This window comes from Stenotrophomonas sp. CFBP 13725 (genome assembly GCF_014841935.1).
Classification (GTDB): domain Bacteria; phylum Pseudomonadota; class Gammaproteobacteria; order Xanthomonadales; family Xanthomonadaceae; genus Stenotrophomonas.
Genome location: NZ_JACYUV010000004.1, coordinates 301,607 through 326,915, shown reverse-complemented (window position 1 = coordinate 326,915; position 25,309 = coordinate 301,607). Strand labels below are relative to the sequence as shown.

Sequence of the window (25,309 nt, the reverse complement as noted above, 5' to 3'; positions counted from 1 at the left end):
GCTCCAACACGCTGGAAAAGACAATGAACAAGACCATCCTCGGCACGCTGCTGCTTGCCTGTGTATCCACGTTCAGTGCGGTGGGCAGCGCTGAGGCAGCAGAGACCAGAATGCTGTACGGCACCGCCTACGGTCCGTATCTCCATTACTACGACGTCGTCAACCAGGCCAAGCTGCAGGCCTGGGCAGAATGCGATTCCTTGTCCGGCACAACGACCGACTTCTTCACGATCGAAGATGCCGTCCGCGATGGCGAGAATGTCACCATCACCATTTCCCAAGGCTGCGTGATCTGAGCCAGCAACGGGAGGAGGCGGACGCTGCCAGCGTCCGCCTCAGCCGCGCAGGCGCAGCAGCAGGTCGCGCCACGGTGTCAACGCCGTGGCCACGCCGGCCAGTACGCCGATCGTGTTGGCCAGCGCATCGGCCGGATCGGCCATGCGGGTCTGGGTCAACGCGCCTTGAGCAATCTCGATAGCCACGCCCATCAGCACCAGGGCCGCGCCTACCCACGTCAGTGCACGTCCCCGCTGAAACAGCTGCACCGCGCTGCCCGCCAGCAGGAAATACGCCAGGAAGTGCTCCACCTTGTCACTGCCCTGCGGCAGCGCCAGCGGAGGCGGCGGAATCAGGCAGACCACGATCACCGTCAGCACGGCGGCCAACCAGGCAGCCAGCCAGAAACGGGGATGGCGCAGCGGCTTGAGCCACGGCTTGCTCACAGCCGCCAGCTCAGGTCACCCAGTTCAAAGGCGGGTTCGAAGTCGATGTCCCGTTGCAGGCCGATGACCTGGAAACGTTCGCCCATCCCGCTCGGCAAGGTGAGCTTTTTCACTTCCTCGCGCAGCTGCACGCGCCCCACTTCGTCGGTACGTTCGTCGGCCAGGGTCAGCACCTGATCCAACCCATTGCCGAGCAGAAAACTGGCCTGGCTGCAGTAACCGGCGAGATCGAAACCCGCATGCAGGCCCGCCTCGGCCATGGCGGTGAAGTCCACCGACGCGGTGATGTCCTGCAGCCCGGGCCACAGGTAGACATCGTTGTGCACATGGTGGCGGTAGAAGGCGCGCACCGTTCCATCGTCCCGCTCGGGCAGGTAATACTCACGCCGGGTGTAGCCATAATCCACGAACAACATCGCGCCGCGTTGCAAGCCGCCGGCCACCGCCTGCAGCCAGTAGGGCAGCTGCGGTAACAGTTCGGACCGGTAGCCTTCGGCGAAGGGGGCATCGAGGTAGCGCTCCAGGTGCCGCACGGCACCGCTGAGCAGCATGTCGGCCGGTTGCGCGCCGCGTATGAACTGCCCGTCCGCATCCAGCTGCACCGTTTCCTCATGCACCTCGCCATCGCGGATCAGGAAGCGCGGTGTGGGCAGCGCATCGATGACTTCGTTGGCGAACACCACGCCTTCCCAGTCGTCATCGAAGGGGCGGTCCAGCCATTCCACCCGGCTACCGATGTCCGCTGGGAGATTCTGTTGCAGGCGCTCACGCTGGCGCTGGCGCAGGTCTGCACTGGGTTCCAGGATGGCGTAGCGCGCCGGTAATGCCTGCAGCTCCGCCAGCCGCAGCAGCACGGCTTCGGCAAACGCGCCGCTGCCGCCACCGAGTTCGAGCAGGCGTGCCTGCGGGCCCAACTGACCCAGCACCGGGGCCAGCGCATTGGCGACCGTGGCGGCGAACAGCCCGCCCATTTCGGCGGCCGTGGTGAAGTCGCCACTGGCGCCGAATTTGCTGGCACCGGCGCTGTAGTACCCCCAGCCCGGTGCATACAGGCACAGCTCCATGAAACGCGAGAAGGGCATCGCCCCGCCCTGCGCGCGGATCTCTTCGCGCAGCGCGGCGGCCAGTTGTTCGCTGTGGGCCAGGGCATCGGCTTCGGGCAGGGGGATCGTGGACTGCATGGCGTCTTCAATTGCGGTGACAATGGTGCACAGGATAGCCGAGCCGTGGAGTACCCGATGACCGACACCGCCCCCGTTGCCCTGATCACCGGCAGCGCACGCCGCATTGGTGCGGCCATTGCCAGTCACCTGCACCAGTCGGGGTATCGGGTGGTCCTGCATGCGCATCGTTCCAGTGACGAACTGCAGCAGCTGGCGTTCGCGTTCGAACTGGCGCGTCCGGGCAGCGTGCTGGCGCTGCAGGCCGACCTGCGCGATGCCGAGGCGTTGCCGGATCTGGTGGAGCAGGCCGTGGCCCATTTCGGGCGGCTCGACGCGCTGGTCAACAATGCCTCCACGTTCTTCCCGACCCCGCTGGGGCAGATCACAGCGGAGGCCATCGACGAACTGTACGCAGTGAACGCACGGGCACCGCTGCTGCTCGGCCAGGCGGCTGCGCCACACCTGCGCCGCAGCCTGGGCTGCATCGTCAACCTGACCGACCTGCACGCCACCGATCCGATGCGCGACCATCCGGCCTACAGCATGGCAAAGGCCGCGCTGGAGATGGCCACGCGCTCGCTGGCGCTGGAGCTGGCGCCGAAGGTGCGGGTCAACGCCGTGGCGCCTGGCGCGATCCTGTGGCCGGAGAGCGGCAAGGATGATTTTGCCCGTGAAGCCCTGCTGGCGCGCACGCCCCTGGCCCGGATCGGCACGGTTGCAGAAATCGCCGAAGCCGTTCGCTGGCTGATTGCCGATGCGGGTTTCGTCACCGGGCACACGCTGCGGCTGGATGGCGGGCGCACCCTATCCTGAGTCACCGCTGTCGGTAGCGCCGAGCCGTGCTCGGCGAGCGCACAGCGCGGCCTGGGTCAGGCATCGCGATGACGGATGGCATCCGCCGAGCGTGGCTCGGCGCTACAGCGAGCGCGCAGCGCGGCCTGGGTCAGGCATCGCGGTGACGGATGGCATCCGCCGAGCGTGGCTCGGCGCTACAGCGAGCGCACAGCGCGGCCTCGGTCAGGCATCGCGGTGGCGGACGGCATCCGCCGAGCGTGGCTCGGCGCTACAGCGAGCGCGCAGCAGCGCGCAGCGCGGCCTGGGTCAGGCATCGCGGTGGCGGATGGCATCCGCCGAGCGTGGCTCGGCGCTACAGCGAGCGCGCAGCGCGGCCTGGGTCCGCCCCCGCGGTGACGGACGGGAGCCCGTCGAGCGCAGCATCACCCTTCGGCGTCGGAACCCAGTTCCACGACATCAAACGCTTCGTCGTATTGCCGGTGGGCACGCCACAGGGCGGCCAGGGTCAGGCCACTGACCGGGTCAACGAAGGTCGGCGCGATATCGGCCAGCGGCTTCATCACGAAGGCATGCTTGAGTTCAGGCCGCGGAATGCGCAGATGGCCCGGGCCCTCGACGATCAGGTCGCCGTAGAACACCACATCGATGTCCAGCGTCCGGTCGGAAAACCGCGGTCCGCTGCGATCACGCCCGTGTTCGTCTTCCAGCGCATGGGCCCATGCATCCAGCGCATCCAGGTCCAGGTCGGTATCGATCGCCACCGCATTGTTGATGAAAGCAGGCCCATCAAAGCCCACGGCCGCCATCCGGTAGGCGGGCGACACGGTAATGTTGCCGAAACGTGCGGCCAGGGCCGCGACAGCGGCATGCAGGTGGCGGCGGGGCTGGATGTTGCTGCCCAGGCTCAGTAGCACGGTGGTCATGCGATCCATCAGAGGGAGGGGGGGAGATAATGCCGTCGTAACGGCAGTACCCTTACCATTGGACCGCACTTGATGGGGCGATGCCAATGACTTATTGCGTCGGAATCGAGGTGGACGAGGGCCTGGTCTTCGCCGCCGACACGCGTACCAACGCATCGGTTGACGATGTCCGCATACATCGCAAGCTGCATGTCTTCGACTATCCGGGCCAAGCGGTTTTCGTGCTGATGGCTGCCGGCAACCTCGCCACCACGCAGTTGCTGGTGTCGCGCCTGCAACGGGATGTGGAGGAACAGCGCGAGCCCAACCTGCGCAGCCTGCGCCACCTGTTCGAAGTCGCCGAGTACGTCGGCGCCCTGCTGGTGGACAGCCAGGTGAAGTGCCGCGACGTGGAGCATGGGCACGATGGGGTCAATACCCAGGCGACGCTGATCCTTGGCGGGCAGATCGCCGGCGAGGGACCAGGCCTGTACATGGTGTATCCCTTGGGAAATGCGATATCGGCTTCGCCTGAAACGCCCTACCTGCAGATCGGCGAATCCAAGTACGGCAAACCGATCCTGGACCGCATCATCCGGCCTCATACCCGGCTGGATGACGCAGCGCGGACAGCCGTGGTTTCCCTGGATTCCACCATCCGTTCCAATCTTTCGGTCGGCCTGCCCCTGGACCTGGCGCTGATCCGCCGCGATGAACTGCACATCGGCGGGCAGTTGCGTCTGAGCGGCGACTCGCCCTTGTATGCGGACATCCATCACAACTGGGCGCACCGACTGGAGCAGGCGGTCGCCGCCTTGCCGCGGTTCCCCTGGGAACAGCAGATGTAGCGACGCGGCGGTGCGCGCCGGACGTGCTTGGCGCTACGTCGTCAATGCCGTTGCCACGGAGTGGAAGACCTGCTGCATGTCCAGCGGCTTGCGCAGCACGTGCACGTCAACGCCCTCGGCAACGGGCAATTCGGCGTCATCGCCTTCATCAAGCATCAGCAGCGCCGTGCCCTGGAATCCCTGCGCGGCGAGTTCGGCCAGCAGTGCATGGGCAGGCAGCAACGCAGCGCCCCCATCCAGGATGGCCAGCGCCGGCATCGCATTGGCCTGCAGCATCCGCAGCGCAGCGGCGCCATCGGAAGCGAGGTGCAACAGATAGCCTTGGCTGGACAACGCATTCCCCAACAAAGACAAGCGGGTCGCCTCGCCATCCACCACCAGGACGGCGGGGCCAGTACCGCGCACTGCGGGCGGATGGGACACCTGATCCGCTTCGGACGGATCACTGAGGGGCAGGTGCAGGTCAAAGCGAGTGCCCTGCCCCGCCACGCTGGTGACCTCGATACGCCCTCCGCAGCTTTCGATGATCCGCTTGCACGACGTTAGCCCCAGGCCGGTACCGTCGGGCTTGGTGGTGAAGAAAGGACTGAACAACTGGGCGAGCGTCCCGGCATCCATGCCGATGCCTTCGTCGGTGACCGTAATGCACAACCAGAAGCGGCCCTCATGGCGCCCCGTGCGCTCGGCGCGAAGCCCCAGCCGTCCCCCGTGCGGCATGGCCTGCAGCGCATTCAACGCGAGGTTGAGCAGCACCTGCTGCAGTTCGGTGAAGTTGCCCTCCACCGTCAGGTCGAGGTCGTCCTGCCGCACCTCCAGTGATACGGCCGCAGGCAGGCTGCCTCGCAGCAGCAGTTGCACCGCCTCGAACAAGTGACCCACCGGTACCCGCTCGCTGGGCTTGCGTGACCCCCGCACGAACGACAGCATCGATTCGGCCATTTCGTGGCCACGGCGCCCGCACTCGGCGATGACATCGGCCATGTGTCGCAGTTGCGGATCGTCGGTGCGGGCCTTCAGCAGCTCCGGCATGATCAGCAGGGGCTGCAGGATGTTGCGCAGGTCGTGGCTGAGCCCTGCCGCCAGCAGCGAAAGACTCTCCAGGCGCTGCGCGCGCATCAACTCGCCTTCCACCCGCACCCGGTCGCTTTCGGTACGCGCATCGCGCACGGCGCGCGACACTGCCGCCGGCAAGCGAGCAGGCTGGTGCTTGAGAATGTAGTCGTTGGCCCCCCGTTGCAGTGCAGCCACCGCCGCCTCTTCGCCGGTGGTGCTGGTCAGGAACAGGAACGGCAAGGCAGGCTGGACCTGTCGCACCACGTCCAAGGCACGGAAGCCTGAAAAACCGGCCATGGTCAGCTCCGCGAGCACGATATCGGGCTGGAAGTCCTGCAGCGCGCCCAGCAACTGCGCTTCTTCCTCCACCCGCTGGAAGCTGGCCCGCATGCCGGCGGCGAGGATCTGTGCAATGACGCGGTCCGCATCCTCAGGCATGTCTTCGACCAGCAGGATGCGCAGATCGCCTGTTTCAGCCGCTTTTACTGCCATGGTGTCACCTGGCCTCCCTAGGCCGATCCCCTATCCCACTCCACGTCGCCGCCCCTCGCGTGCCCGCCGCCCCACCCGGCGGTTCGCGTGAAGCCACTATAGTCCAGGGTGACGGCGTCCGTGCAAGACCTACCCGGGTCAGCCGTGCGACTTGCGCAGGGTCTGGTCAGCTTGCCGCCAGCTGAGTGCGGCGCGCGATGAGGGTGTGGCTTGGGGGCTGCCTGCAGCCTGCGGTCCGGACATGTTGAAAATGGAACTGCCGAAGGTCCAATAGGCCATCGAACCCAGTGCGGCCAGTGTGGTCACCGCGACAAGTGCCCGCCGCCAGTTGACGCGGCTGGCTCCGTTCACCGGGACGGTTGCGCTGGGCATCGCCAGCGGGGCGTTGCCAGCATCCACCAGCAGCAGCCGATGCTCCGTCGGTTGAGTGCGCGACACCGACGGCGGCGCACTGTTCGCCGAGCCAACTGCCGACCCTGTGGAAACGACAAGCTTCATCACGACGTCCAATCAGCGAAACAGCCGATCATTTGACCAAGCGTCGGCTGGCCCGGCCAGCGTCAACAACGACAAAGGCGCCTTGAAGGCGCCTTTGTCATGAAGCAGGTTCAGCCACTCGGGAGACGGCTTACTTCATCGGGGTTGCAGCAACTTTCAGCTGCGCCGCATCCACGCGGGTCACGCCCTTGATGTTCTTGGCGGTGGCCACGGCCTTGTCGTGCTCGGCCTTGTTGGCCACGTTGCCGCTCAGGCTCACCACACCATTGACGGTGGTGACGCTGATATCGGTAGCCGGTACGTTGCTGCTGACCGCCAGATCACCCTTCACCTTGGTGGTGATCCAGGTATCGGTTACCGGCTCGTTGGAGTCATGGCGATCCGCATGGGTCTTGTCGTGGCCGGCATGCATGTCCTTCTTGTCCTGATCATTGGCCATCGCCAGCGGCGCTGCCAGCAGCATGCCCAGGCCGATGGTCGCGGTGAGCAGTTTCGAGTTCGTCTTCATGGTGCGGTCCTCCTCGTTGGTGGGTGAAGTGTCCCGTAATGGGCGTCCAGCCCGTGTGCGGGCGCCGTCATGCCGGGGTGAACCACCGCGCCGCCAGCGACAACCGTTCATGTTTCATCCTCGGCGCCGGGGCCGTTACGCTGGGCATCCCCCCCCATGAAGGAACCGCCATGGCGATCGACCTCCAGCTTGCTTTGATCGGCTACGGCCTCGCCGGACGGGTGTTCCATGCCCCGTTGATCCAGCACACACCGGGGTTGGCGCTGCACAGCGTGGTCAGCTCGCGACGCGATGAGCTGCGGCGACACTTCACCGACGTGCACGTGCGTGCGCAACCGTCCGATGTGTTCGACGATCCCGCCGTGGATGCGGTGGTGATCGCCACGCCCAATGACCAGCATGCCCCGCTGGCCATCGCCGCCCTGCGCGCCGGCAAGCACGTTCTGGTGGACAAGCCCTTCGCGCTGGATGTGGCGCAGGCCGAGGCCGTACTGCGCGCGGCAGAGGAGGCGGAGCGCTGTGTCACCGTGTTCCAGAACCGTCGCTTCGACGCGGATTTTCTGACGCTGAAGGCGGTGCTGGACAGTGGCCAGCTGGGCGACGTCGCCGAATGTCATTCGCATTTCGATCGCTTCCGGCCGCAGGTACGTGACCGCTGGCGCGAGCGCGATCTCCCTGGCGGTGGCCTATGGTATGACCTGGGTCCGCACCTGTTGGATCAGGTGGTGCAGCTGTTCGGCTGGCCACAGGCCATTACCGCGGACCTGGACTGCCAGCGCGCGGCTGGCAGCATCGACTACCTGCATGCCGTGCTGCACTACCCGCGCATGCGCGCCATCGTGCATGCCGGCTCGCTGGTCAGCGTCCCCTCGCCGCGCTTCACCGTGCATGGCAGCGCAGGCAGCTGGATCAAGCACGGGCTGGACGTGCAGGAAGCGCAACTGGCTGCGGGAAAGGCGCCCGGGGCGCCGGGCTGGGGGCTGGATCCCCACCATGGCGAGCACAGCTGGGTGGATGGCGAAGGCAACCTGCAGCACCGTACCGTGGACAACCTGCCCGGTGACTACCGCCGGATCTACGCCGCCTTTGCGGCAGCGGTCCGCGGTGATGCAACGGCCGACGTCACCCCACGGCAGGCGCTGCAGCTGATGCAACTATTGGATGCGGGCAGGCGCAGCGCCGCCGAGGGCCGCACCATCCGGCTGGAACCTGCAGGGTAGCGCCGAGCCACGCTCGGCGGCCTTTCGGGGTGCGCCGAGGAGCCGCCGCGCAGGGCGCGGCGCTACCTCGCGGATCAGCTTTTCTTGATGGCGTGCCCGCCGAACTCGTTGCGCATCGCCGACAACAGACGGTCACTGAAACTGTTCGACTGCCGCGAACGCAGGCGCTCGAGCAGGGCCAGGGTGATGACCGGCGCGGGCACGTCCAGCGCGATGGCCTCGGCGACCGTCCAGCGTCCTTCGCCGGAGTCTTCAACGTAGGGAGCGATACCGTCCAACGACGGATTTGCCTGCAGGGCCTTCGCGCTCAGATCCAGCAGCCACGAGCGCACCACGCTGCCATGGCGCCACACCTCGGCCACCTGGGCCAGGTCCAGCTCCAACGCTTCCTTGCGCTCCATCAAGGCGAAGCCCTCCGCATAGGCCTGCATCATTCCGTACTCGATGCCGTTGTGGATCATCTTGGTGTAATGCCCCGCCCCGCTGGGCCCCACGCGTGCCCAGCCCTTGTCGGCGGCGGGTGCCAACGTCTGGAAGATCGGCGCCAACGTTTCTGCTGTTGCGGCATCGCCGCCGATCATCAGGCTGTAGCCTTCCTGCAATCCCCACACGCCGCCGCTGGTGCCGCAGTCCAGATAGAAGATGTCATCGTCGGCCAGCGAACGGGCACGGCGGATGGAATCCTGATAGTTGGAATTGCCCCCGTCGATCACCACGTCGCCCTCGGCAAGGTGAGGCACCAACTGCGCCAACGTCTGGTCCACGGTATCGCCGGCCGGCACCATCAGCCACACCACGCGCGGTACCGGCAACGCCGCCACGGCCGCGGCCAGCGAATCGAACACCGCCATGCCCGTTTCCGCTGCGCGCGCACGTGCCGCTTCCATCGGATCGTGGCCGACGACGCGGTGGCCACCCTGCTGGAGACGCTGGGCCATGTTGGCCCCCATCCGGCCCAGGCCGATCATTGCAATATCCATCTGTTTCACCTTTGCGTTGGGGGACCGGGGCGGGGTGCGCCCTGCGATCCGGAATCAGAAGTCAGGCTGCCTGGCATGCCGGTCACCGCGCAGTGGCGCAACTGCGCCTGCTGCCAGCGCCGATACAGCGAGGTGTGCAGTGTGTGCATCGTCAGCTCCACGGTGAACGGCGTCCGCGGATTACGGTCCAGCAGGCGCGCGATATGGAAGCCGATGGGTTTTATACCGCGCGGGTGGACGAAGATCAGGAACTGCCGGTAGAACGGATCGTCCAGCAGGGCGTCCATGCGCGCTACCAGCGCGGCTTCGTCCACGGTCAGCGACGCGCGCAGCGACGGATCGCGCTCCGCCAGCAGGCGCTCGAAGAAGCGCACGCCGCGTCGGGGTATCTGCCCGGACAGCGCCCACAGCGCCTGGTTGCGCTCGTCATACCAGCCCAGTCCGCCGTGCACACGCAGCGCCTCGGCGGCCTCGGCACCCACGTCCACCACGATGAAGTTCTCGGCCTGGTTGTTGAGGTCATCCAGCGTGTCGCGGCCGAAGGCATGGGTGATGTAGCCCGGCGCGCCCATGAACGCCTGTCGCCCCATCGCCGCGGTCCGCACCGCTTTGCCATCCGCGAACGGTTCAGTGGCCTGGCGGCCGAGCAGGATGCTGTCGGTGTCGTGCAGGCCAACGAAGGTGCCAATGCTCACCTCGCCCGCAGTGAACGCCTGATCGAAGCCTGCATCGCCATGCAGTTCGCGCTGTGTCGCCAGCTGGGCCACCTGGCGGCCAACCCCGCATTCGCTGCGTACCGCACCGTGGTAGAAGGCGTCCATTGCCGCGCTGTTGCGGGCAACAGGCTGGTAGCCACGGCCGAAGCTGCGCGTGCGCTCCCACCCCTGGTCAGCCGCCCCCCGCAGACCGAAACCGATCCAGCCCAGTTGGAGGCCGGAGAACCGGTAGCCTTCATTGTCTTCAAGCGCGTGGGCCGCCTGCCGCGCGGCGTCACCCACGCGCATCGCATAGGCGCACAGCGTGGCGGGATCGTCCAGAAGCTGTTGCATGAGGGCCGTCCGCGAGGGCGGGTCCAACTGCAGGGGCAGGACCACTTGGAGGTCACCGTGGGCGCGTGCGTCCTGCAGGTCAGCACGTGTGCAGACCGGCCCGCCCTGTACGACAGGCGTGCTGATCGACGCATCCGTGAAGCGCCATCCCAGCCGCTCCAGCAGCCCCTGCATGCAGTCCGCAGGCACGGGCGCAGCGATCGCCGGCATGGCCAGCAACACGCCCAGCAGGCTCGCTACTGCGCGCATGCTCAGCGCAGTCCGTCGTCCACCGTGTCGGCCGGCGGCGACGGCGTGGCGGCCGCAGGTGCGGTCACCGGCAGGTACTGCTGCAGGCGCTGGAAGAAACGACCGTAGAAATCGCCATCCTGCACCGTACTGCTGGCTACTTTGACCAGCGAATCATCATTGCTGCCGAAAGGCAGCGACACCGAGCCCAAGGCACCCACGCCCACGCTGGCCGAGGTCGGGCTTTTCTTGAGTGCATAGCGATCCTGCACCGCGCTGACGAAGACCAGTGCCTGGTCGGCACGCGGCGCGCAGGATATCCGCAGGACCAGCTGCTCGTGGTCATCATCGCGCGGTTGGAAGTTCTTGCTGCCTTCCACGGCAGTGTTGTCGGCACGCGCGATCGCATACCCCTGGCTGAGCAACGTGCGGCGCGCCGCTTCGCAGGCTTCGCCGGGGGATCCATCGACGGTACGGGAGTACATGTCGCCGGAATCGAACGACTCGCGCAGCAGCATGCTGTCAGCCGCACGACCGCCACCGCAGGCGCTGAGCGTCAGCGTAGTGAGGGCAGCGAGGAACGGAAGGCAGGGGCGCATGGGAACTCCGGGCAGATCCATCGGCATGAGGGTAGCCGGGTGCCTGTTGGCGTGAGGTCAGGGATGCCGGGGGAAAGGCCCTTTCGCGGTGGCGAAAGGGCCCCTGGTTCACTACTCAGTCTGCCCAGCGGCCAGCACCGGTGGACTGCGGCAGCACCTGGGCCGACAGCGGGCGGTCCACTTCCAGCAGATTCACGGCATCGGCCAGGATCGAAGCAGACTCGCGCAGCAGCGGGTCCGGGCGCTTCTCGGCGGCCTTTTCGCGTGCGGCATCCTTGACGATGTCGCGCTCGTTGCCGGTCAGGCCGTCATCGTTGCTGTCATCGGCCAGCGGATCCAGATCCAGCCCGAGCTCCTTGCGTACCGCCTGGCGGTCCGTGCGCTGCTTGTCCTGGCGTTCACGCTCGGTGCGACGCTCCGCTTCGTTCAGCGAGATGTACTTCTTCGCCTTCTCCGCACGGAACTGCTCGACATCTTCGTTCCACCACTGGAATTCCTTGTCGGCCGCGATGCGCGTGTCATGGCGGGTTTCCAGCTTCGGCAGCAACGGACCGAAATTGCCGTACTGGGTATGCGGCACGGCGGCGATGCGGGTCCACGGCAACGCGTTGTCGTAGGTGCTTTCGCCGTACTCGCTGGCATCCACGCTGGCCGGGAAAGCCAGATCCGGCACCACGCCCTTGTGCTGCGTGCTGCTGCCGCTGACGCGGAAGAACTGGGCGATGGTCAGTTTCACCTGGCCGAAGCGCTGGCTGTCGCCACTCGGCCAACGATCCAGGTCGACGATGTTCTGCACCGTGCCCTTGCCGAAGGTTGTTTCACCGATCACCAGCCCGCGGCCGTAATCCTGGATGGCGCCGGCGAAGATCTCCGACGCCGAGGCCGAGCCGCGGTTGATCAACACCGCCAGCGGGCCGTCCCACGCCACCACTTCACTGCGGTCGCTGTTGACGGTGACGCGGCCACCCGACTCACGCACCTGCACCACCGGGCCCTGTTCAATGAACAGACCGGTGAGCTCGATCGCTTCGTCCAGCGAACCACCGCCGTTGTTGCGCAGGTCCAGCACCACACCATCCAGCTTGTCGGTCTTGAAGCCGGCCAGCAGCTTGGCGACGTCGCGGGTGGCGGAGGCGTAGTCGGTCGCGTTGCGACGGCGTCCTTCGAAATCCTGATAGAACGTGGGCAGCTTGATGACGCCGACCTTGCGCGCGGGCTCGCCGTCCTTGCCCGGGATCGTCAGGGTTTCGCCCTTGGCAGCCTGTTCGGCCAGGCGCACCTTCTGGCGCGTCAGCACCAGCGTGTGGTGCTTGCCGTCCACGCCTTCTTCGGCCGGGATGAACTCCAACCGCACCTGGGTGTCCTTGCTGCCGCGGATCTTGGCGACCACGTCGTCGATACGCCAGCCGATCACATCTTCGATCGGACCCGAGGTGCCCTGGCCGACGCCGACGATCCGGTCACCGGGCTTGAGCTTGCCATTCACTGCAGCCGGGCCGCCGGCAATGATCTCGCGGATCACCACCATGTCGTCCTGGCGCTGCAGCTGCGCGCCGATGCCTTCCAGCGACAGCGACATCGCCTGGTTGAAGTTCTCGGCCGTGCGCGGGGTGAAGTAATCGGTATGCGGGTCGACGGCACTGGTATAGGCGTTGAGGAAGAACTGGAACACGTCCTCGCCCTTCAGCTCGCCCACCGACTTTTCCAGCGTGGCGTAACGCTTGTCCAGCGTGGTGCGGATCTCATCCGGCTTCTTGCCGGCCAGCTTCAGTCGCAGCCAGTCATTCTTGACCGACTTGCGCCACAGCTCGTCCAGCTCGGCGTCACTGGCCGCCCACGGCACATCCTTGCGGTCGTACTCGAACCGCTCGTCGGTGCTGAAATCAGGCTCGCGCTTGAGCAGGCTGCGGGCATAGCCCACGCGCTGCGCAACGCGCTGCTTGTACACCGCGAACACCTGGAAAGCCGGCTCCAGCTCGCCGCCCCGGATGGCCGTGGCGATGCCCGCCTCGAACGGGGCGAATTTCGCCACGTCCGCCTGGGTGAAGAACTGCTTGCCGCCATCCAGCGACTCCAGGTAGCGCTTGAATACGTCCTTGGACGTGGCTTCGTCGAGCGCACGCGGCCGATAAGCGTACCGGCTGTCGGAGAGCAGCCCATACACAAGCTTGGAGGTGGTCGCCTGATCGGCCGTGGCCGCCGACGGCAGCGCGGGGGCATCCGCCTGCGCGGCCAGCGACAACGGGGCAGTCAGTGCCAGGGCAATCAGGAATACGGGGGCTTTGAATTTCATGGAGTTGCTCAGGGCACCTTGCCGAAAGGAAGACTGCGTGCATTTCAGACACCACGACAGTGCCGAAAGTTGCGCGCTTTGTCACCCGCGTTCATGCAACGCGGATTTCCAGCGTAGACCGGTGCCTGTAGCAAATTGTGAACGAGCGGCTTTTCCGCGAACGGCCCGCTGCGCACGCCGCCCAGGGGTCGCTGAGCTCCGGTAACGCCGACCCACGGTCGGCGAGCAATCCCTGGTAGCGCCGACCCATGGTCGGCGAGCGCAGCGGCGCAGAGCGTCAGGCGACGCCAGCGCCCCTGGCCTGCACGTCGGCGTGGTACGACGAGCGCACCATCGGGCCGGACGCCACATGGCTGAATCCCAGCGCGTAGCCGTAGTCTTCCAGCGCCTTGTAGTCTTCCGGCGTCCAGTACTTCAGCACCGGATGGTGGTGGGCGGTCGGCTGCAGGTACTGGCCGATGGTGATCATGTCCACGTCGTGCGCACGCAGGTCGCGCATTGTGGCCTTGATCTGCTCGAACTCTTCGCCCAGCCCCAGCATGATGCCGCTCTTGGTCGGCACGCCCGGATGCTGCGCCTTGAAGTTCTTCAGCAGGGTCAGCGACCACTGGTAGTCCGCACCCGGCCGCACGTTGCGGTACAGGTCCGGCACCGTCTCGATGTTGTGGTTGAACACGTCCGGCGGATTCTGCGCCAGGATCTCCAGCGCGCGCTCCATGCGGCCCTTGCCCCGGAAGTCCGGGGTCAGCACTTCGATACGGGTGCCCGGGGATTTCGCACGGATGGCGGTGATGCAATCCACAAAGTGCTGGGCACCACCGTCGCGCAGGTCATCGCGATCAACGCTGGTCACCACTACATACTTCAACCCCATGTCGGCCACGGTCTGGCCCAGGGTCGCCGGTTCACTGGCATCGGGCGGCTTCGGCCGGCCATGCGCCACGTCGCAGAACGAGCAGCGTCGGGTGCAGACCTCGCCCAGGATCATGAACGTGGCCGTGCCATGGCTGAAGCACTCGTGGATGTTCGGGCAGCTGGCCTCTTCGCAGACCGTCACCAGACGGTTCTCACGCAGCTTGGCCTTCAGGTTCTGCACGGCATTGCCCGAAGGAATGCGCACACGGATCCACGACGGCTTGCGCAGCACCGGGGCATCGGCGAACTGCACCGGCGAGCGGTTGATCTTGTCGCCGCCCAGCTGTTTGACGCCTGCCTGCAGGGGCGCGGCGGCGGGAGCGGGTTCGCCCTGCAGCATCTGCAGGGGAATGGAGCGGGCAGTCTGTTCGGTCATGATGTTCCCGGCGGCAACGCGGCCGCATGGTGTCAGTTCAAGTCAAGCGGACAAATCGGGCAGGTCCGGCGTCGGCTGCAGCAGCAGGCCGAACTGGCGGGCCAGCTGGTCCAGCAGCACCGGCGTGACGGCGGCCAGGCCGGACGGACCCCCCAAGTCTACCATCGTGGTCACCCGCAGCCCTTCGTAGCCACAGGGGTTGATGCGGTGGAACGGCTCCAGATCCATGGCGACATTGAAGGCCAGGCCATGGAACGTGCAGCCACGCCGCACGCGGATACCCAGCGCAGCGACCTTCGCCCCGCCAACGTACACACCGGGGGCGCCGTCCCGGCGCTCGGCGCCGATGTTCCACTCGCCCAGCGTATCGATGATGGCCTGTTCGATCCGGCACACATAGTCGCGCACGCCGATGCCCAGCCGCGGCAGTCGCAACAGCGGGTAGACCACGATCTGGCCGGGGCCGTGATAGGTCACCTGCCCGCCGCGGTCCACCTGCACTACCGGGATGTCGCCGGGGGCCAGCACATGTTCGGGTTTGCCGGCCTGGCCGAGGGTGAACACCGGATCGTGCTCGACCACCCACAGCTCATCCAGGGTGTCGTCGCTTCGTTCGTCGGTGAAACGCTGCATTGCGCGCCACACCGGCTCGTACGCTTGGCGGCCGAGATCACGGACGATGGCAGGCTGCGGCTGACGGCCAGCGGCCGTCACTACCGCCGTTGGCGCTAGATCGTCCACTTTACTTCCGGGTGCTCGCGCAGCACCTCGTGGGCCAGGTCGTACTGGGCGCGGTCGCGGGCGGCGAACGCCATGCGCACGGACACGTACTTGCCGTTGGACGAGTGTTTCCAGCTGATCTGTTCGGTCAGCACCTCGATGCCGGCCGCAAGCAACAGCCTGGGGAGTTCCACTTCAAGACCGGAGTTGGCCGGGCCCATGGCGCTGAGCTCGAACGTGCCGGGAAACTGGAAGCCGTGTTCGGGATTGTCGGATTTGATTTCCATCCGCCCATTATCGGGCTGGTGAAGATCAAACCCAAGGGGGGCGATGAACCCCGCTGCGTTCGCCGGGCGAGGCGCGGCGCTACCGATATCCTGGGTAGCGCCGACCCAAGGTCGGCGAGCGCAGCGGGCGTTCGGCAGGTGACTGCCCTTACTTGGCCAGCTGCATCAAGGTCGAATTGACCCACCCCTTGTTGCCCATTTCATCTTCCACTTCCCACATGGTGCCTTCCTTGACGCCGGTCGGGTACAGCAGCATGCCCGGCTCCAGGTCGCGTACCGACGCGCCGGTGCCCTTCGCATTGGCCAGCAGACGACCGGCTTTCAGCATGGTCACCGCCTGGCTGCTGTTGGCGGCGGACGCGTTCTCCGGCAGGCCACCCAGCTCGGCCACCATGTTGGTGTACGCCTGCAGGTAGGCCAAGGTGATCACCTGACCGAGCTCCGTGTTGGCATAACCGCCCACGCCCATCGCGCCGATGCCGCCGCCGCCGAACAGGCCGCCACTGGCGCCCCAGCCGAGGTCGGTCTTCTTGGAATTGCCCTCGACGATGGCGACCTGCTCGGACGAACGCACATCGGTCAGGGTCAGGGTGACGTCGGCCGTCTTGCTACGGAAGTTCAGCCCACCCACCACCGCGCCCGCCTTGCCGCCGATCAGCCCACCCAGCAGGCCGCCGATGGCGTTGCCGCTGGCATTGTTGTTCTGCGAGATCAGGTCCGGCACCAGGACATAGTCGGCAGCGCGGATCTGGCCCTTGCCGATGTTCGAGCGGCCACGCAGCTCGCCTTCCGACGCCAGCGCGCGTTCGGCCTGTGCGGCGGCCATGCCCACGCCGCGGTCCACCAGGGTGAAGCACTTGGACTTGTTGACGAATACTTTGATCAGCTTGGACGGCGCCGGCAGCTGCTGGCCGGTCCACCAGTTCACCGTGTCCTCCGGTTCGATCACCGAGATCGAGCCGAGCGGTTTGCTGCAGACCGGAATCTGCGCCTGTCCCTGCTTGCCCTGTTCCTGGGCGGAGGTGCGGCTGGACGCGAAGCTGTCCCGCAGACCGGCAGACGCCGGGGCACTGACAGCCATCAGGCCGACGCCCAGCACGGCGGTGACCACGAGGGTGGCGAACGAATTCTGTTGGGTCATTTCTGTTGTCCAGCGCTCTGGCCCGTTGCGGGCAAAGCGCAATCCATTGGGTTGAGAGAGGCCGGTGGCGGCAGGCCAGGATCCTTGAAAGCGCCGGGGCGCCGGCGCAGAGGATAAGACACCGCCTGCCCAACGGCAACCTCAGCTGAACGCCGGCCCGAGGGGGTCGGGGCACAGAACAGAGCAATGCATGTGACGTCATCGACCTGCCTTCACATAGGCGATACCGTGAATGCGCGAGAAACGACAAAAATCCATCTTGGAATCCCATGCACCCTACGCGCATTGCAGCAGCTATCGGACTGACCGGCCTGCTGGCCGTGGCCCTCCCCCTCCACGCCGCCGAACAGTGCAGCCAGAGCGCGTTGGCTGACCATCCCCCGCAGATCAACTTCCGCGTGGACAACGACCTGCTCGGCGGTGCCGACCAGGATCAGGGATATACCAACGGGGCGCAGATCACCTTTGTCTCGCCGAATCTGGTCGACTTCACCAACGACCCGTGCCTGCCGCGCATGGCGCGCTGGGTGAACCGCCATCTGGAGGCCCTGCACCCGGGCGAGTTCGAACAGCAGAACATGATCTTCAGCGTCGCCCAGGGCATTTTCACCCCGACCGACTTCACCCGCCGCGACGTGATCGAAGATGACCGCCCGTATGCCGGCGTGTTGGTCGGCAGCTTCGGCTACAACGCCCGCAGCGGGAACTACCTGCAGACCACCCAGTTGACCTTCGGCGTGGTCGGGCCCTGGGCGCAGGGCAAGGAAGTACAGGACGCCGTGCATGACCTGCTGGAAGACGACAAATTCCAGGGCTGGGACAACCAACTGCACAACGAACCCGTGCTGATGCTCACCCACGAGCGGATGAACCGCTGGCCGCGCGATGCCACGGACAATGCCAGCGGCTGGGGCTGGGACGCGATCAGCCATTACGGCGGCGCCGTCGGCAACCTGGCCACCCACCTGAACGCGGGCGGCGAAGTGCGCTTCGGCTGGAAGCTGCCCGATGACTTCGGCAGCACCCCGCTACGCCCGGCCGGTGAAAACACCTCACCGTCGCGTGGCGGCCGGCCGAGTGGCTGGTCATGGCATCTGTTCGCCACCACTGACGCGGCGTGGGTGATCCGCGATATCACCTTGGACGGCAACACCTTCCGCAACAGCCACAGCGTCGACAAGAAGCACGTGGTCGCACAGGGCGGCTACGGCGTGGCCGTGATGCGGGGCCGCTGGAAATTCGCCGTGGCGCGTTACCACAGCACCAAAGAATTCGACGGCCAGCGGCAGTCGCCGATCTTCGGCAGCTTCACCATCAGCCGCAGCTTGTAACCGGCGCCGATCCACGCCGATCCACGATCCGCCGACCACGGCTCGGCGCCACGTGCCGCCCCACCGGTAGCGCCGAGCCATGCTCGGCGAGCGCAGCAGCGAGGCGGCGCTCAGTCGCGGCGTGACAGCCGACGCAACGGCCTGCGCCGCAGCGAGCGCCGACGACGGCGTGCAGTGAACTCCTCGGCAAACACCAACGTGAAGCGGCAGACGAACTGAAGTACGGGTGTGATCCTGTTCATGACCTGATCGTTGCAATCAGCCCAGCAAGCGCCCATCAGACCGGTCGTCTTTGCTTGGCGGCGCCGCCGCACTCACCTGCGATCTCTTGATCGCAGGTGAGCCGGCATGCTGCGGTCTTACCAGCCGAAACCCGCACCGAAGCCGACCGACGCATCGTCTCCGCTCAAGGCACCGCCCAGCGTCACCGTCGCACGATCACTCAGCGCACGCTGGTAACCCACCGACAGCGCCGATTCACCTCCCTGGAAGCCCACACCCACGCCGACCCGATTGTCGGTGCGCACGCCGGCGGCGCTGGTGGCCATGTTGAGCATGGCCGCGCTCATCGCACCCTGTCGATCAATGCGACGGTCCATGTTGCGCAGGCGGCCATCCACTTCACCGCGCAGCCCTTCAAAGCTGTCGTTGAGCGCACCCACTTTTCCATCGGTGTAACTATTGGCCGAGGCCACGCCGCGGTCCAGTTGGCCCTTGTTGACCCCATCGGTGTCTGCGGTACCCTCGGCCACATGGGTCAACTGACGCTCGTTGCCAGCGCTGCCCACCGATACCGAGTTTGGCCGGTCAGCCACCGAGCCCTTGCCCAAGGCGACTGAATTGTCCGCAGTGGCCACCGCGCCATCGCCCAAGGTCACCGCCCTGGTGCCGATCACTGCAGAGGGCGTCGGCGTGGCAGAAGCAGACGCTGCCACTTCTGCTGCCGATGCCGCCGCGGACGGTGTGCGTGCCGCTGACGACCCCGCTGACGATGCCGCATCCAGCGTGCCGACACGCGCCGGTCCGGCACCCGCCACGCGCTGATCGATCTCGCTGACCTTGCGGTCCAGCGCACCCAATGCGTCGCCCACGTTGTGATAGGCGCTGTTCTGGATCGAATAGGTTGGTGCGACGAACGCACCCTGCAGGCCCACGCTCGCGCCACCGCCGAGCAGGCTGGCAGTATTGCTCAGTGCCTGGAACAGCTGCCCACCGTTGATCGCCTGCATGCTGCCGGCAGCGACTTGACCATCGGCTAGATTGTTGATGATGGTGCCACGGGTGCCACCCAAGCGCGCGCTCGCCAGGCTGGTGTCGTCGTAGGTCACCGCACTGAGAAGCGTGCCGCTGGCCGGGTCCAGCACGCCTGCTGCCTTCAGCTGGGCGATGGTGACCGCCTCGTCATCCTGTAGGCCATTGGCCAACCCGCCAAGACGGCGCCTGCCTGCCGTGCCGGCAATGTTGACCCGGTCACCGCCCTTGGCCGTGGCAACATCCACACTACCGCGCGCGGCGTCGAAGGACACCAGGCCGAAATCACCGTTTTCCAGTTTGCCTACCCGCTCGTTGGTAGCGAACAGCTGCGAACCATTCACTGCATCGGTGCTGCCCGATGACAACGTACCGGCGGCCAGGTTGACGATGCGGCGCTGAAGACCGGTCCCGGCGTTGCCCACAGATACGGTGTTGGCCTGATCGGCCAGACTGGATGCGCCCAGTGCCACACTGTTGGTGGCCAACTGGGTCGACACCGTGGCACCGGTGCCCAGGGCGAGCGATCCATCAGCAGTGACAGAGCTGTCGCGACCGATAGCGACCGCGCCATTGGGGGTAATCCTGCCGAAGCCGGCCCTTGCGCCCTCACCGATCGCGATGCCACCGGCATAGGTCACCAGGCTGTTGGCGCCGATGGCCACCGCGCCCCTGGCGTTGTACGCGGTACCGGCGTTGGCGCCGTCGCCGATCGCCACGCCGCCGGCGGCGAACGCCGTGTGTGCGCCCACCGGCGCCACGCCGTTGATCGGCGCACCGAAGGCAATGTATTCAGAACCGGTTGCGGTGCTCACTGCGGCGTTGAGCTGCCGCAGGTTAACCGCATCGGTGGCGGCAGCGCCGTCGGCCAGTCCGCTGATCCGGTGGTTGGTGAAATTGGCCGCTGAATTGAACGTGGCCGGCCCTTCGATAGCGACGCCCGCGTTGCCGCGCAGCAGCAACCGCCCGTCAGTGAATCCCTGTACGAGAGAACTGGACTGGAAGGAGCCGTTGGATCCGATGGCACCGGAGCCGTTGGCCAGCGCGAAGGAAAAGTACCCACCACAGGCCGAGGCGCTGTTGGTGCCGGCATGCGTCCATAGCCGGCCGCTGCCACCCAGGGCCCCGTTGGGGCACAGCGACAGCGTGCCGCCCGTGGGGATCACCTGCGCCGATGCAGCACCGGGAACAAGAGCCGCCAATGGCGGCAGCGCCAACACCACACTGATGGCCAGCCGACGCTGTACACGGGACAGCTGCCAGTGCGCGCGCGATGCAGCACGGATGCTGCGGGAGGGGGAATGTTCGATCAAGGGGCAGCCTCTAGGCGCCAGCGCACTGTCGATGGACGGCGCGCTGAGGGAAAATGGAGAGGGATGAGTATCGGGCGGTGAATTTCCGGCCCCCATCGGACGGGTCCCACACTGTTGTAGAACAAAAAAAATGGCCCGCGATCCAAGGATCGCGGGCCATCACGTCACAGCAGCATCAAGCCTGCCGTGCGGTCATCGCACTTGCTTACCAGCTGAAACCGGCACCGGCCGACACGCTCTGGTCGCTGCCACTGAAGGCACCACCCAGCGAGACCGAGACGTTCTTCTTCTCGCCCAGGATGCGCTGGTAACCCACGGCCAGTGCACTGCGGCCGTTCTGCGAGCCGATACCGGCACCGACGCGGTTGTCACCGTTCAGGCCTGCGGTATTGATGGCCATACCGGCGTATGCAGCGCTGATTGCGCCCATGCGGTCGATACGCTTGTCAACGGCCTGGAAGCGGCTGTTGCTCCAGTCACGCTCGGCAGCGAAGCGGTCATCCATCTGCTTCAGGTTGACCGCATCGGTCGGACGCGTACCAGCGGCCACGTTGCCGATGACGCGCTCTGCACCCGGGGCACCGACAGACACTTCGCGCTCACGGTCAGCGATGGAGCCGCTACCAATGGCCACCGAGTCCTTGCCGGCCGCCGAGGAACCGCCGCCGATGGCGACTGCACCGTCGCCGCCCGCTGCACCGGCACCACCCGGGGTACCGTCGCCGATCACGATCGAACCTGCACCCTCACCGGCACCGATCATGCCTTCACCCGGGGCCGGACCCGGACCCGCACCCTGGCCCGGACCGCCGATCGAACCGTCGCCCACGCCACGTTCGATGGTGCCCACGCGGCCATCCAGTGCAGACCACTTCGATTCCCAATCGGCATTCATCTGGAACAGCTGGCCACCGTTGATGGCTTCCATGCTGCCCGCGCCGATCAGACCATTGCCGACATTGCCGAGCACCGTACCTCTGCTGCCGCCCAAGGTGGCACGAGCCAGGCTCATGTCGTCGTACACCACCGCACCCAGTGCTTCGCCATCCCGATCAACCAGGCCAGAGGCCCTCAGCTGTGCGATGGTCGCCGCGTCGGTGTCGGCCATGCCATTTTCCACACCGCTCAGACGACGCGGCCCTGCAGCGCCACCCACTTTGACCACCGTACCGCCGGTGCCCGCCGCGATGCTGACATCGCCGTTGGGCGAATCCTGCTTCACCAGGCCCGCGGTGCCGTTGGACAGGTCCTGCACGACGGTGTTGAGGTTGGTGATATCACCTTCGTTGGTGGTAACGCGACCATCCAGGTTGGTGATGTCGTTCTCGTTGACAGCCACACGGTCATTGGTCGCCTTCAGCTGCGAACCGTTCACCGCATCGGAGCTGGTGTCGGTCAGGTCGCCAGCGGCCACGCCGGTCAGCTTGCGGTCACCGCTGCTGCCGGCGAAGTTGACCGCAGCACCACCGGTGGACTTGCCTACGGTCAGTTCTGCATCCGTACCGGCCTGCTGCACCAGACCCACGGTGCCATCGGCCAGCCCGTCCAGACGGGTGTTGATGGTGGTGATGTTGCCTTCGTTGGTCGTGGTGCGGCCATCGATGTTGGTGAGGGCATCACCGACGTTGTTGTACTCAGTGCCAGCAGCGCCAATCCTGTAGGTCGGGCCGGTGATGGTGCCGTCCGGGTTGACGGTTGCATTGCCACCCAGGCCAGCCGTCACATCCTTCAGCTGGGCGATGTTGGCCGCATCGTTTTCGGCCATGCCGCGGGCCACGCCGCTCAGCGTGCGATCCACATCATTGCCGGCGAAGTTCACCTTGGTGCCATCCTTGCCGGTGGCCACGTTGACCGTGCCGGTGGAATCGTCGTAGGTCACCAGACCTTCGGTGCCGCCGATCAGGCCGTCCATGCGCTTGTCCACCGCCTTGAAGCCTTCACCCACGCCGGTGTAGTCCCTGCCACCGATGTTGTAGACCGGCTTGGTGATGGTGCCATCTGTGCCGACTGCGGAATTGCCACCCAGGCTATCAGCCACGCTCTGGGCGGTGCCGTACAGCTGCGAACCGTTGATTGCTTCGTTGCTGGCGGCACCTACCGTGCCGGCGGCAACACCGATCAGCTTGCGGTCATCGCTGGTGCCGGCGAAGTTGACGGCAGCGCCACCGGTGTCCTTGCCCACGGTCAGTTCTGCATCCGCATCGACCTGCTGCACCAGACCGGCCGTGCCGTTGTTGAGCTTGCTGATGGCGGTCGTGTTGCCGTCAATACTGGTCGTGTTGTTAGTGGTGCGGCCATCAATGTTGGTGAGGGCATCGCCGACGTTGTTGTAAACGTTGCTGCCCACGCTGTAGCTCGGCGCGGTCACCACACCAGTGATGGGATCGATGGCCGCACTGCCGCCCAGTGCAGCTGCGACGCCGCTGCTGATCGCACCCACGCGCGCGGTCTGGGTGGTGATGCGGCCGTTGGTGGTGTTCAACTGCGAGCCGTTGATGGCCTGCGTGCTGCCTGCGGCCACACTGCCGTTGGCCACACCCGAGACGACGCGTGATGCCCCGCCCTGACCGGCGAAGCTGACCGAACCGCCGCTGATGTCCTTTGCGACCTGCACCGTCTCGCTGTCCACGTCGTAGCTGACCAAGCCGACGCCGGCGGCCATGCCGCTGACACGCGTATCCAGATCACCCAGCGCACCGCCGACATTGTTGTAGATCGTGCCGTCCTTGAAGGCATAGTTCGGGCCGGTGACAACGCCGGCGGCGTTGATATTCGCGCCGCCGCCAAGACCGGCAATGACCGGGGTCAGCTGGCTGACGTTGACGGCATCGGTCGCAGCGGTGCCGGCGCCCATGTTGACGATCTTGCGCTGCGCGGCTGCAGTGCCTACCGAGACGGTGTTGGCGACGTCTGCCAGTGAGCCTGCACCCAATGCCACGGCACCCGCTGCGGTGGCCGAGCTGGCGCTACCGATCGCGACGCCGTTCGTTGCGTTCTGCACGCTGCCGAGAATAGCGACTGCGTTGGCGGAGTTCAGGACCGGAGTTGCATACGCACTAGCAGTACCGCCTTGCGGCGTAACAACAAAAGCACCGCTGCTACCGGCATCGACCTCTACGAAATTGTTACCCAGCAGGATTGAGCTGGCGCCTGCATTCCGGAGCTGGGACCCGATTGCGATAGCGTCAGCCGCACTTGCTGTCGAGGCATCGCCGATCGCAATGGCGTCATTCAAACTCGCGTTGGCCCCATTGCCGATACCAATGGCGCGATCCCCCCCAGCGGAGGCTGCGAGGCCCATCGCTACGGAATTCAGGCCTGCTGCGGAGGCGGTGACACCGGCTGCAGTAGAGCCGTCACCCGTAGCGAGGGCGGAAAAACCTAGTGCGGTTGAACTGACGGCAGTTGCTTGACTGTTGCGGCCGAGAGCAACGGAATTGGCCCCCGATGCCGAGGGAGCGGTGGAACCGTTGACGCGGGGATCGCCGAAGGCCAGATTGTCCTCAAGTGTCCCAAGCTGCTGGGTGCCGATGCCGCCTGACATGGTTGTCGTCGAAGACGATCCCTCGCAACGCAGGCCGTCGGCCGAGACCGCTTCGTTCACCGCGCACTGCAGCGCAGTCGGCGAGTCGGCAGCCAGTGCGGCACCGGCCGGCATCACCAGGGCAACGGCCATGGCGGCGGCAAGGCGGGTGCGGCTCTTCTTGCCGCGCGATGAGGTCAGCTCGGAGGCCGCGGCCCACGTCCCGGTAGAAAGATTGAAGATCAGTTTGTAGACAGCATTCATGAGGGTTTTCCCGATGAGTGCGCGACGGGATCCGTCGTGCTGGTGACTGCGATGGCGTTATCTGAGTTCCGGGTTTCCGGAATTACGCCATCGTTCTCTTTCGGGTGTTTTGACCCCATCGGTCCGGTCCTAGAACGCCGCCACGCTCCCGTTCCCTACGGATTCGTATGGGTTTCCAGCAGCAGCGGGGCTGGGACTCATACGCCCATGGTGGGGGCGTGTAGCGCGCTGGCAGCCGAATCCGCCAGACAGCGCGCAGCGTGCAGCAGACCGTCGATCTCACACGCACCCAGTTGCTGATCAAGCTCGGCTTCGCTGGCGGTCAGCTGAGCGGCGTGCAGCAGGCGCAGCACGCTGGCCAGGCCGTGCAGGCAGCGGCTGGCGCTGGCCATATCGTTGCAGCGGCCCGCGTTTAATCGACGCTCCATCCAGGGTGATCCGTTGGCGCAGCGGTCCGGTTTCATTTCCTGCAGATGGGACAGCAGCGCCGGCTGGGGGGCTGGTGCTGCGGCCTCGGCCAGCTTGTCGGCGATGCGCTGGATGTGGGCCGGCGATAGCGTGTTGGCGGCGTCGCCGATCAGTGCGTGCAAGCGTGCGTTGGCGGACTGGCGTTCAAGCATGCAGGGATACCTCGCAGTGCGTGCGGGCCACCTGCCGGAATGCAAGGTGGCGGACGGTGCGGGTTGGCATACCGGTGAGCGTGTCGCCACAGAAAGACATACCGGCGGGATCCCGGGATCCCCCACGCACCGTCCGCCGCAGACGCGGAAGTCGGTGCATTCTGCTCAATGCTTTGCGTGCATCGAGTCTGTGACAACAAAACGCTCTTACAGGATGC

The 25,309-nt window shown here is 66.0% G+C and carries 23 protein-coding genes; 5 read left to right on the top strand and 18 right to left on the bottom strand.

Going from position 1 to position 25,309, the window contains the following annotated elements:
* The first annotated feature begins 23 nt into the window (after nucleotides 1–23).
* Nucleotides 24–296: a hypothetical protein gene (locus IFT65_RS09590; RefSeq protein ID WP_188326171.1), complete on the top strand. Its 273-nt coding sequence runs from the start codon at nucleotides 24–26 to the stop codon at nucleotides 294–296.
* 39 nt (nucleotides 297–335) lie between these two features.
* Here IFT65_RS09590 and IFT65_RS09585 read toward each other — a convergent pair whose 3' ends face one another.
* On the bottom strand, nucleotides 336–731 hold the full coding sequence (locus IFT65_RS09585; protein WP_192081355.1) for a VanZ family protein: 396 nt from the start codon (nucleotides 729–731) through the stop codon (nucleotides 336–338).
* Nucleotides 719–1,903, bottom strand: coding sequence for an SAM-dependent methyltransferase (locus IFT65_RS09580; protein WP_192081259.1), 1,185 nt, complete (start codon nucleotides 1,901–1,903; stop codon nucleotides 719–721). Before IFT65_RS09580 ends, IFT65_RS09585 begins: the two co-directional genes overlap by 13 nt.
* Nucleotides 1,904–1,960: 57 nt before the next feature.
* Between IFT65_RS09580 and IFT65_RS09575 the strand changes: the two genes are divergently transcribed.
* Nucleotides 1,961–2,698 carry a pteridine reductase gene (locus IFT65_RS09575; protein ID WP_192081258.1) on the top strand — a complete coding sequence of 246 codons (738 nt, stop codon included), beginning with the start codon at nucleotides 1,961–1,963 and terminating at the stop codon, nucleotides 2,696–2,698.
* A gap of 404 nt (nucleotides 2,699–3,102) precedes the next feature.
* On the opposite strand, the gene folK is transcribed toward IFT65_RS09575, so the two are convergent.
* On the bottom strand, nucleotides 3,103–3,603 hold the full coding sequence (gene folK / locus IFT65_RS09570) for a 2-amino-4-hydroxy-6-hydroxymethyldihydropteridine diphosphokinase (RefSeq protein WP_192081257.1): 501 nt from the start codon (nucleotides 3,601–3,603) through the stop codon (nucleotides 3,103–3,105).
* An 86-nt stretch (nucleotides 3,604–3,689) separates the two neighbouring features.
* On the opposite strand from folK, the gene IFT65_RS09565 reads away from it, so the two are divergent.
* Nucleotides 3,690–4,430: a 20S proteasome subunit A/B gene (locus IFT65_RS09565; protein WP_192081354.1), complete on the top strand. Its 741-nt coding sequence runs from the start codon at nucleotides 3,690–3,692 to the stop codon at nucleotides 4,428–4,430.
* Between the two features lie 33 nt (nucleotides 4,431–4,463).
* Here the strand turns inward: IFT65_RS09565 and IFT65_RS09560 are convergent, their stop codons facing one another.
* The 3 genes from IFT65_RS09560 to IFT65_RS09550 all read right to left on the bottom strand — a co-directional run bounded on the left by IFT65_RS09560 (nucleotide 4,464) and on the right by IFT65_RS09550 (nucleotide 6,981).
* Nucleotides 4,464–5,975: an ATP-binding protein gene (locus IFT65_RS09560; protein WP_192081256.1), complete on the bottom strand. Its 1,512-nt coding sequence runs from the start codon at nucleotides 5,973–5,975 to the stop codon at nucleotides 4,464–4,466.
* Nucleotides 5,976–6,113: 138 nt separating this feature from the next.
* Complete coding sequence (locus tag IFT65_RS09555; RefSeq protein ID WP_192081255.1) at nucleotides 6,114–6,473, bottom strand: hypothetical protein; 360 nt, start codon at nucleotides 6,471–6,473, stop codon at nucleotides 6,114–6,116.
* 130 nt (nucleotides 6,474–6,603) lie between these two features.
* Nucleotides 6,604–6,981: a BON domain-containing protein gene (locus tag IFT65_RS09550; protein ID WP_188326163.1), complete on the bottom strand. Its 378-nt coding sequence runs from the start codon at nucleotides 6,979–6,981 to the stop codon at nucleotides 6,604–6,606.
* 170 nt (nucleotides 6,982–7,151) lie between these two features.
* Between IFT65_RS09550 and IFT65_RS09545 the strand changes: the two genes are divergently transcribed.
* On the top strand, nucleotides 7,152–8,201 hold the full coding sequence (locus IFT65_RS09545) for an oxidoreductase (RefSeq protein ID WP_192081254.1): 1,050 nt from the start codon (nucleotides 7,152–7,154) through the stop codon (nucleotides 8,199–8,201).
* 74 nt (nucleotides 8,202–8,275) lie between these two features.
* Here the strand turns inward: IFT65_RS09545 and gnd are convergent, their stop codons facing one another.
* The 8 genes from gnd to IFT65_RS09505 form a co-directional block, all read right to left on the bottom strand.
* Nucleotides 8,276–9,181, bottom strand: a complete 906-nt coding sequence (gene gnd, locus IFT65_RS09540; RefSeq protein WP_188326161.1) for a phosphogluconate dehydrogenase (NAD(+)-dependent, decarboxylating) — start codon at nucleotides 9,179–9,181, stop codon at nucleotides 8,276–8,278.
* 5 nt (nucleotides 9,182–9,186) lie between these two features.
* The gene (locus tag IFT65_RS09535) at nucleotides 9,187–10,479 is read right to left on the bottom strand and encodes a hypothetical protein (protein ID WP_192081253.1); all 1,293 of its coding nucleotides are present in this window, start codon (nucleotides 10,477–10,479) and stop codon (nucleotides 9,187–9,189) included.
* A 2-nt stretch (nucleotides 10,480–10,481) separates the two neighbouring features.
* Nucleotides 10,482–11,057 (bottom strand): DUF2242 domain-containing protein, encoded by a 576-nt coding sequence (locus IFT65_RS09530; RefSeq protein WP_192081252.1) that lies wholly within the window; start codon nucleotides 11,055–11,057, stop codon nucleotides 10,482–10,484.
* Between the two features lie 115 nt (nucleotides 11,058–11,172).
* Entirely contained in the window at nucleotides 11,173–13,350 is a 2,178-nt protein-coding gene (locus IFT65_RS09525; protein WP_192081251.1) for a carboxy terminal-processing peptidase, read from the bottom strand.
* A 277-nt stretch (nucleotides 13,351–13,627) separates the two neighbouring features.
* Nucleotides 13,628–14,641: a lipoyl synthase gene (lipA, locus tag IFT65_RS09520; protein ID WP_192081250.1), complete on the bottom strand. Its 1,014-nt coding sequence runs from the start codon at nucleotides 14,639–14,641 to the stop codon at nucleotides 13,628–13,630.
* A gap of 42 nt (nucleotides 14,642–14,683) precedes the next feature.
* Nucleotides 14,684–15,355, bottom strand: coding sequence for a lipoyl(octanoyl) transferase LipB (gene lipB, locus IFT65_RS09515; RefSeq protein WP_188327185.1), 672 nt, complete (start codon nucleotides 15,353–15,355; stop codon nucleotides 14,684–14,686).
* Between the two features lie 14 nt (nucleotides 15,356–15,369).
* Entirely contained in the window at nucleotides 15,370–15,648 is a 279-nt protein-coding gene (locus IFT65_RS09510; RefSeq protein ID WP_192081249.1) for a DUF493 family protein, read from the bottom strand.
* Between the two features lie 148 nt (nucleotides 15,649–15,796).
* On the bottom strand, nucleotides 15,797–16,789 hold the full coding sequence (locus tag IFT65_RS09505) for a CsgG/HfaB family protein (RefSeq protein ID WP_188326155.1): 993 nt from the start codon (nucleotides 16,787–16,789) through the stop codon (nucleotides 15,797–15,799).
* Nucleotides 16,790–17,058: 269 nt separating this feature from the next.
* On the opposite strand from IFT65_RS09505, the gene IFT65_RS09500 reads away from it, so the two are divergent.
* Nucleotides 17,059–18,120 carry a lipid A deacylase LpxR family protein gene (locus tag IFT65_RS09500; RefSeq protein WP_192081248.1) on the top strand — a complete coding sequence of 354 codons (1,062 nt, stop codon included), beginning with the start codon at nucleotides 17,059–17,061 and terminating at the stop codon, nucleotides 18,118–18,120.
* 110 nt (nucleotides 18,121–18,230) lie between these two features.
* On the opposite strand, the gene IFT65_RS18865 is transcribed toward IFT65_RS09500, so the two are convergent.
* From IFT65_RS18865 to IFT65_RS09485, 4 genes are all read right to left on the bottom strand, one after another.
* Nucleotides 18,231–18,362, bottom strand: coding sequence for a hypothetical protein (locus IFT65_RS18865; RefSeq protein WP_274602800.1), 132 nt, complete (start codon nucleotides 18,360–18,362; stop codon nucleotides 18,231–18,233).
* A gap of 117 nt (nucleotides 18,363–18,479) precedes the next feature.
* Nucleotides 18,480–20,684, bottom strand: coding sequence for a YadA-like family protein (locus tag IFT65_RS09495; protein ID WP_192081247.1), 2,205 nt, complete (start codon nucleotides 20,682–20,684; stop codon nucleotides 18,480–18,482).
* A gap of 205 nt (nucleotides 20,685–20,889) precedes the next feature.
* Entirely contained in the window at nucleotides 20,890–24,471 is a 3,582-nt protein-coding gene (locus IFT65_RS09490; RefSeq protein WP_192081246.1) for an ESPR-type extended signal peptide-containing protein, read from the bottom strand.
* A 197-nt stretch (nucleotides 24,472–24,668) separates the two neighbouring features.
* Nucleotides 24,669–25,091 (bottom strand): hypothetical protein, encoded by a 423-nt coding sequence (locus IFT65_RS09485; RefSeq protein ID WP_192081245.1) that lies wholly within the window; start codon nucleotides 25,089–25,091, stop codon nucleotides 24,669–24,671.
* Between the last annotated feature and the right edge of the window lie 218 nt (nucleotides 25,092–25,309).

Excerpts from the sequence above, each read along its gene's own strand:
- gnd (WP_188326161.1), bottom strand. The coding sequence starts at position 9,181 with ATGGATATTGCAATGATCGGCCTGGGCCGGATGGGGGCCAACATGGCC.
- IFT65_RS09580 (WP_192081259.1), bottom strand. The coding sequence starts at position 1,903 with ATGCAGTCCACGATCCCCCTGCCCGAAGCCGATGCCCTGGCCCACAGC.
- IFT65_RS09530 (WP_192081252.1), bottom strand. The coding sequence starts at position 11,057 with ATGCGCCCCTGCCTTCCGTTCCTCGCTGCCCTCACTACGCTGACGCTC.
- IFT65_RS09560 (WP_192081256.1), bottom strand. The coding sequence starts at position 5,975 with ATGGCAGTAAAAGCGGCTGAAACAGGCGATCTGCGCATCCTGCTGGTC.
- IFT65_RS09590 (WP_188326171.1), top strand. The coding sequence starts at position 24 with ATGAACAAGACCATCCTCGGCACGCTGCTGCTTGCCTGTGTATCCACG.
- IFT65_RS18865 (WP_274602800.1), bottom strand. The coding sequence starts at position 18,362 with ATGAACAGGATCACACCCGTACTTCAGTTCGTCTGCCGCTTCACGTTG.
- IFT65_RS09485 (WP_192081245.1), bottom strand. The coding sequence starts at position 25,091 with ATGCTTGAACGCCAGTCCGCCAACGCACGCTTGCACGCACTGATCGGC.
- IFT65_RS09500 (WP_192081248.1), top strand. The coding sequence starts at position 17,059 with ATGCACCCTACGCGCATTGCAGCAGCTATCGGACTGACCGGCCTGCTG.
- IFT65_RS09535 (WP_192081253.1), bottom strand. The coding sequence starts at position 10,479 with ATGCGCGCAGTAGCGAGCCTGCTGGGCGTGTTGCTGGCCATGCCGGCG.
- IFT65_RS09555 (WP_192081255.1), bottom strand. The coding sequence starts at position 6,473 with ATGAAGCTTGTCGTTTCCACAGGGTCGGCAGTTGGCTCGGCGAACAGT.
- lipA (WP_192081250.1), bottom strand. The coding sequence starts at position 14,641 with ATGACCGAACAGACTGCCCGCTCCATTCCCCTGCAGATGCTGCAGGGC.
- IFT65_RS09565 (WP_192081354.1), top strand. The coding sequence starts at position 3,690 with ATGACTTATTGCGTCGGAATCGAGGTGGACGAGGGCCTGGTCTTCGCC.
- IFT65_RS09545 (WP_192081254.1), top strand. The coding sequence starts at position 7,152 with ATGGCGATCGACCTCCAGCTTGCTTTGATCGGCTACGGCCTCGCCGGA.
- IFT65_RS09550 (WP_188326163.1), bottom strand. The coding sequence starts at position 6,981 with ATGAAGACGAACTCGAAACTGCTCACCGCGACCATCGGCCTGGGCATG.
- IFT65_RS09505 (WP_188326155.1), bottom strand. The coding sequence starts at position 16,789 with ATGACCCAACAGAATTCGTTCGCCACCCTCGTGGTCACCGCCGTGCTG.
- IFT65_RS09490 (WP_192081246.1), bottom strand. The coding sequence starts at position 24,471 with ATGAATGCTGTCTACAAACTGATCTTCAATCTTTCTACCGGGACGTGG.
- IFT65_RS09575 (WP_192081258.1), top strand. The coding sequence starts at position 1,961 with ATGACCGACACCGCCCCCGTTGCCCTGATCACCGGCAGCGCACGCCGC.
- IFT65_RS09510 (WP_192081249.1), bottom strand. The coding sequence starts at position 15,648 with ATGGAAATCAAATCCGACAATCCCGAACACGGCTTCCAGTTTCCCGGC.
- IFT65_RS09525 (WP_192081251.1), bottom strand. The coding sequence starts at position 13,350 with ATGAAATTCAAAGCCCCCGTATTCCTGATTGCCCTGGCACTGACTGCC.
- folK (WP_192081257.1), bottom strand. The coding sequence starts at position 3,603 with ATGACCACCGTGCTACTGAGCCTGGGCAGCAACATCCAGCCCCGCCGC.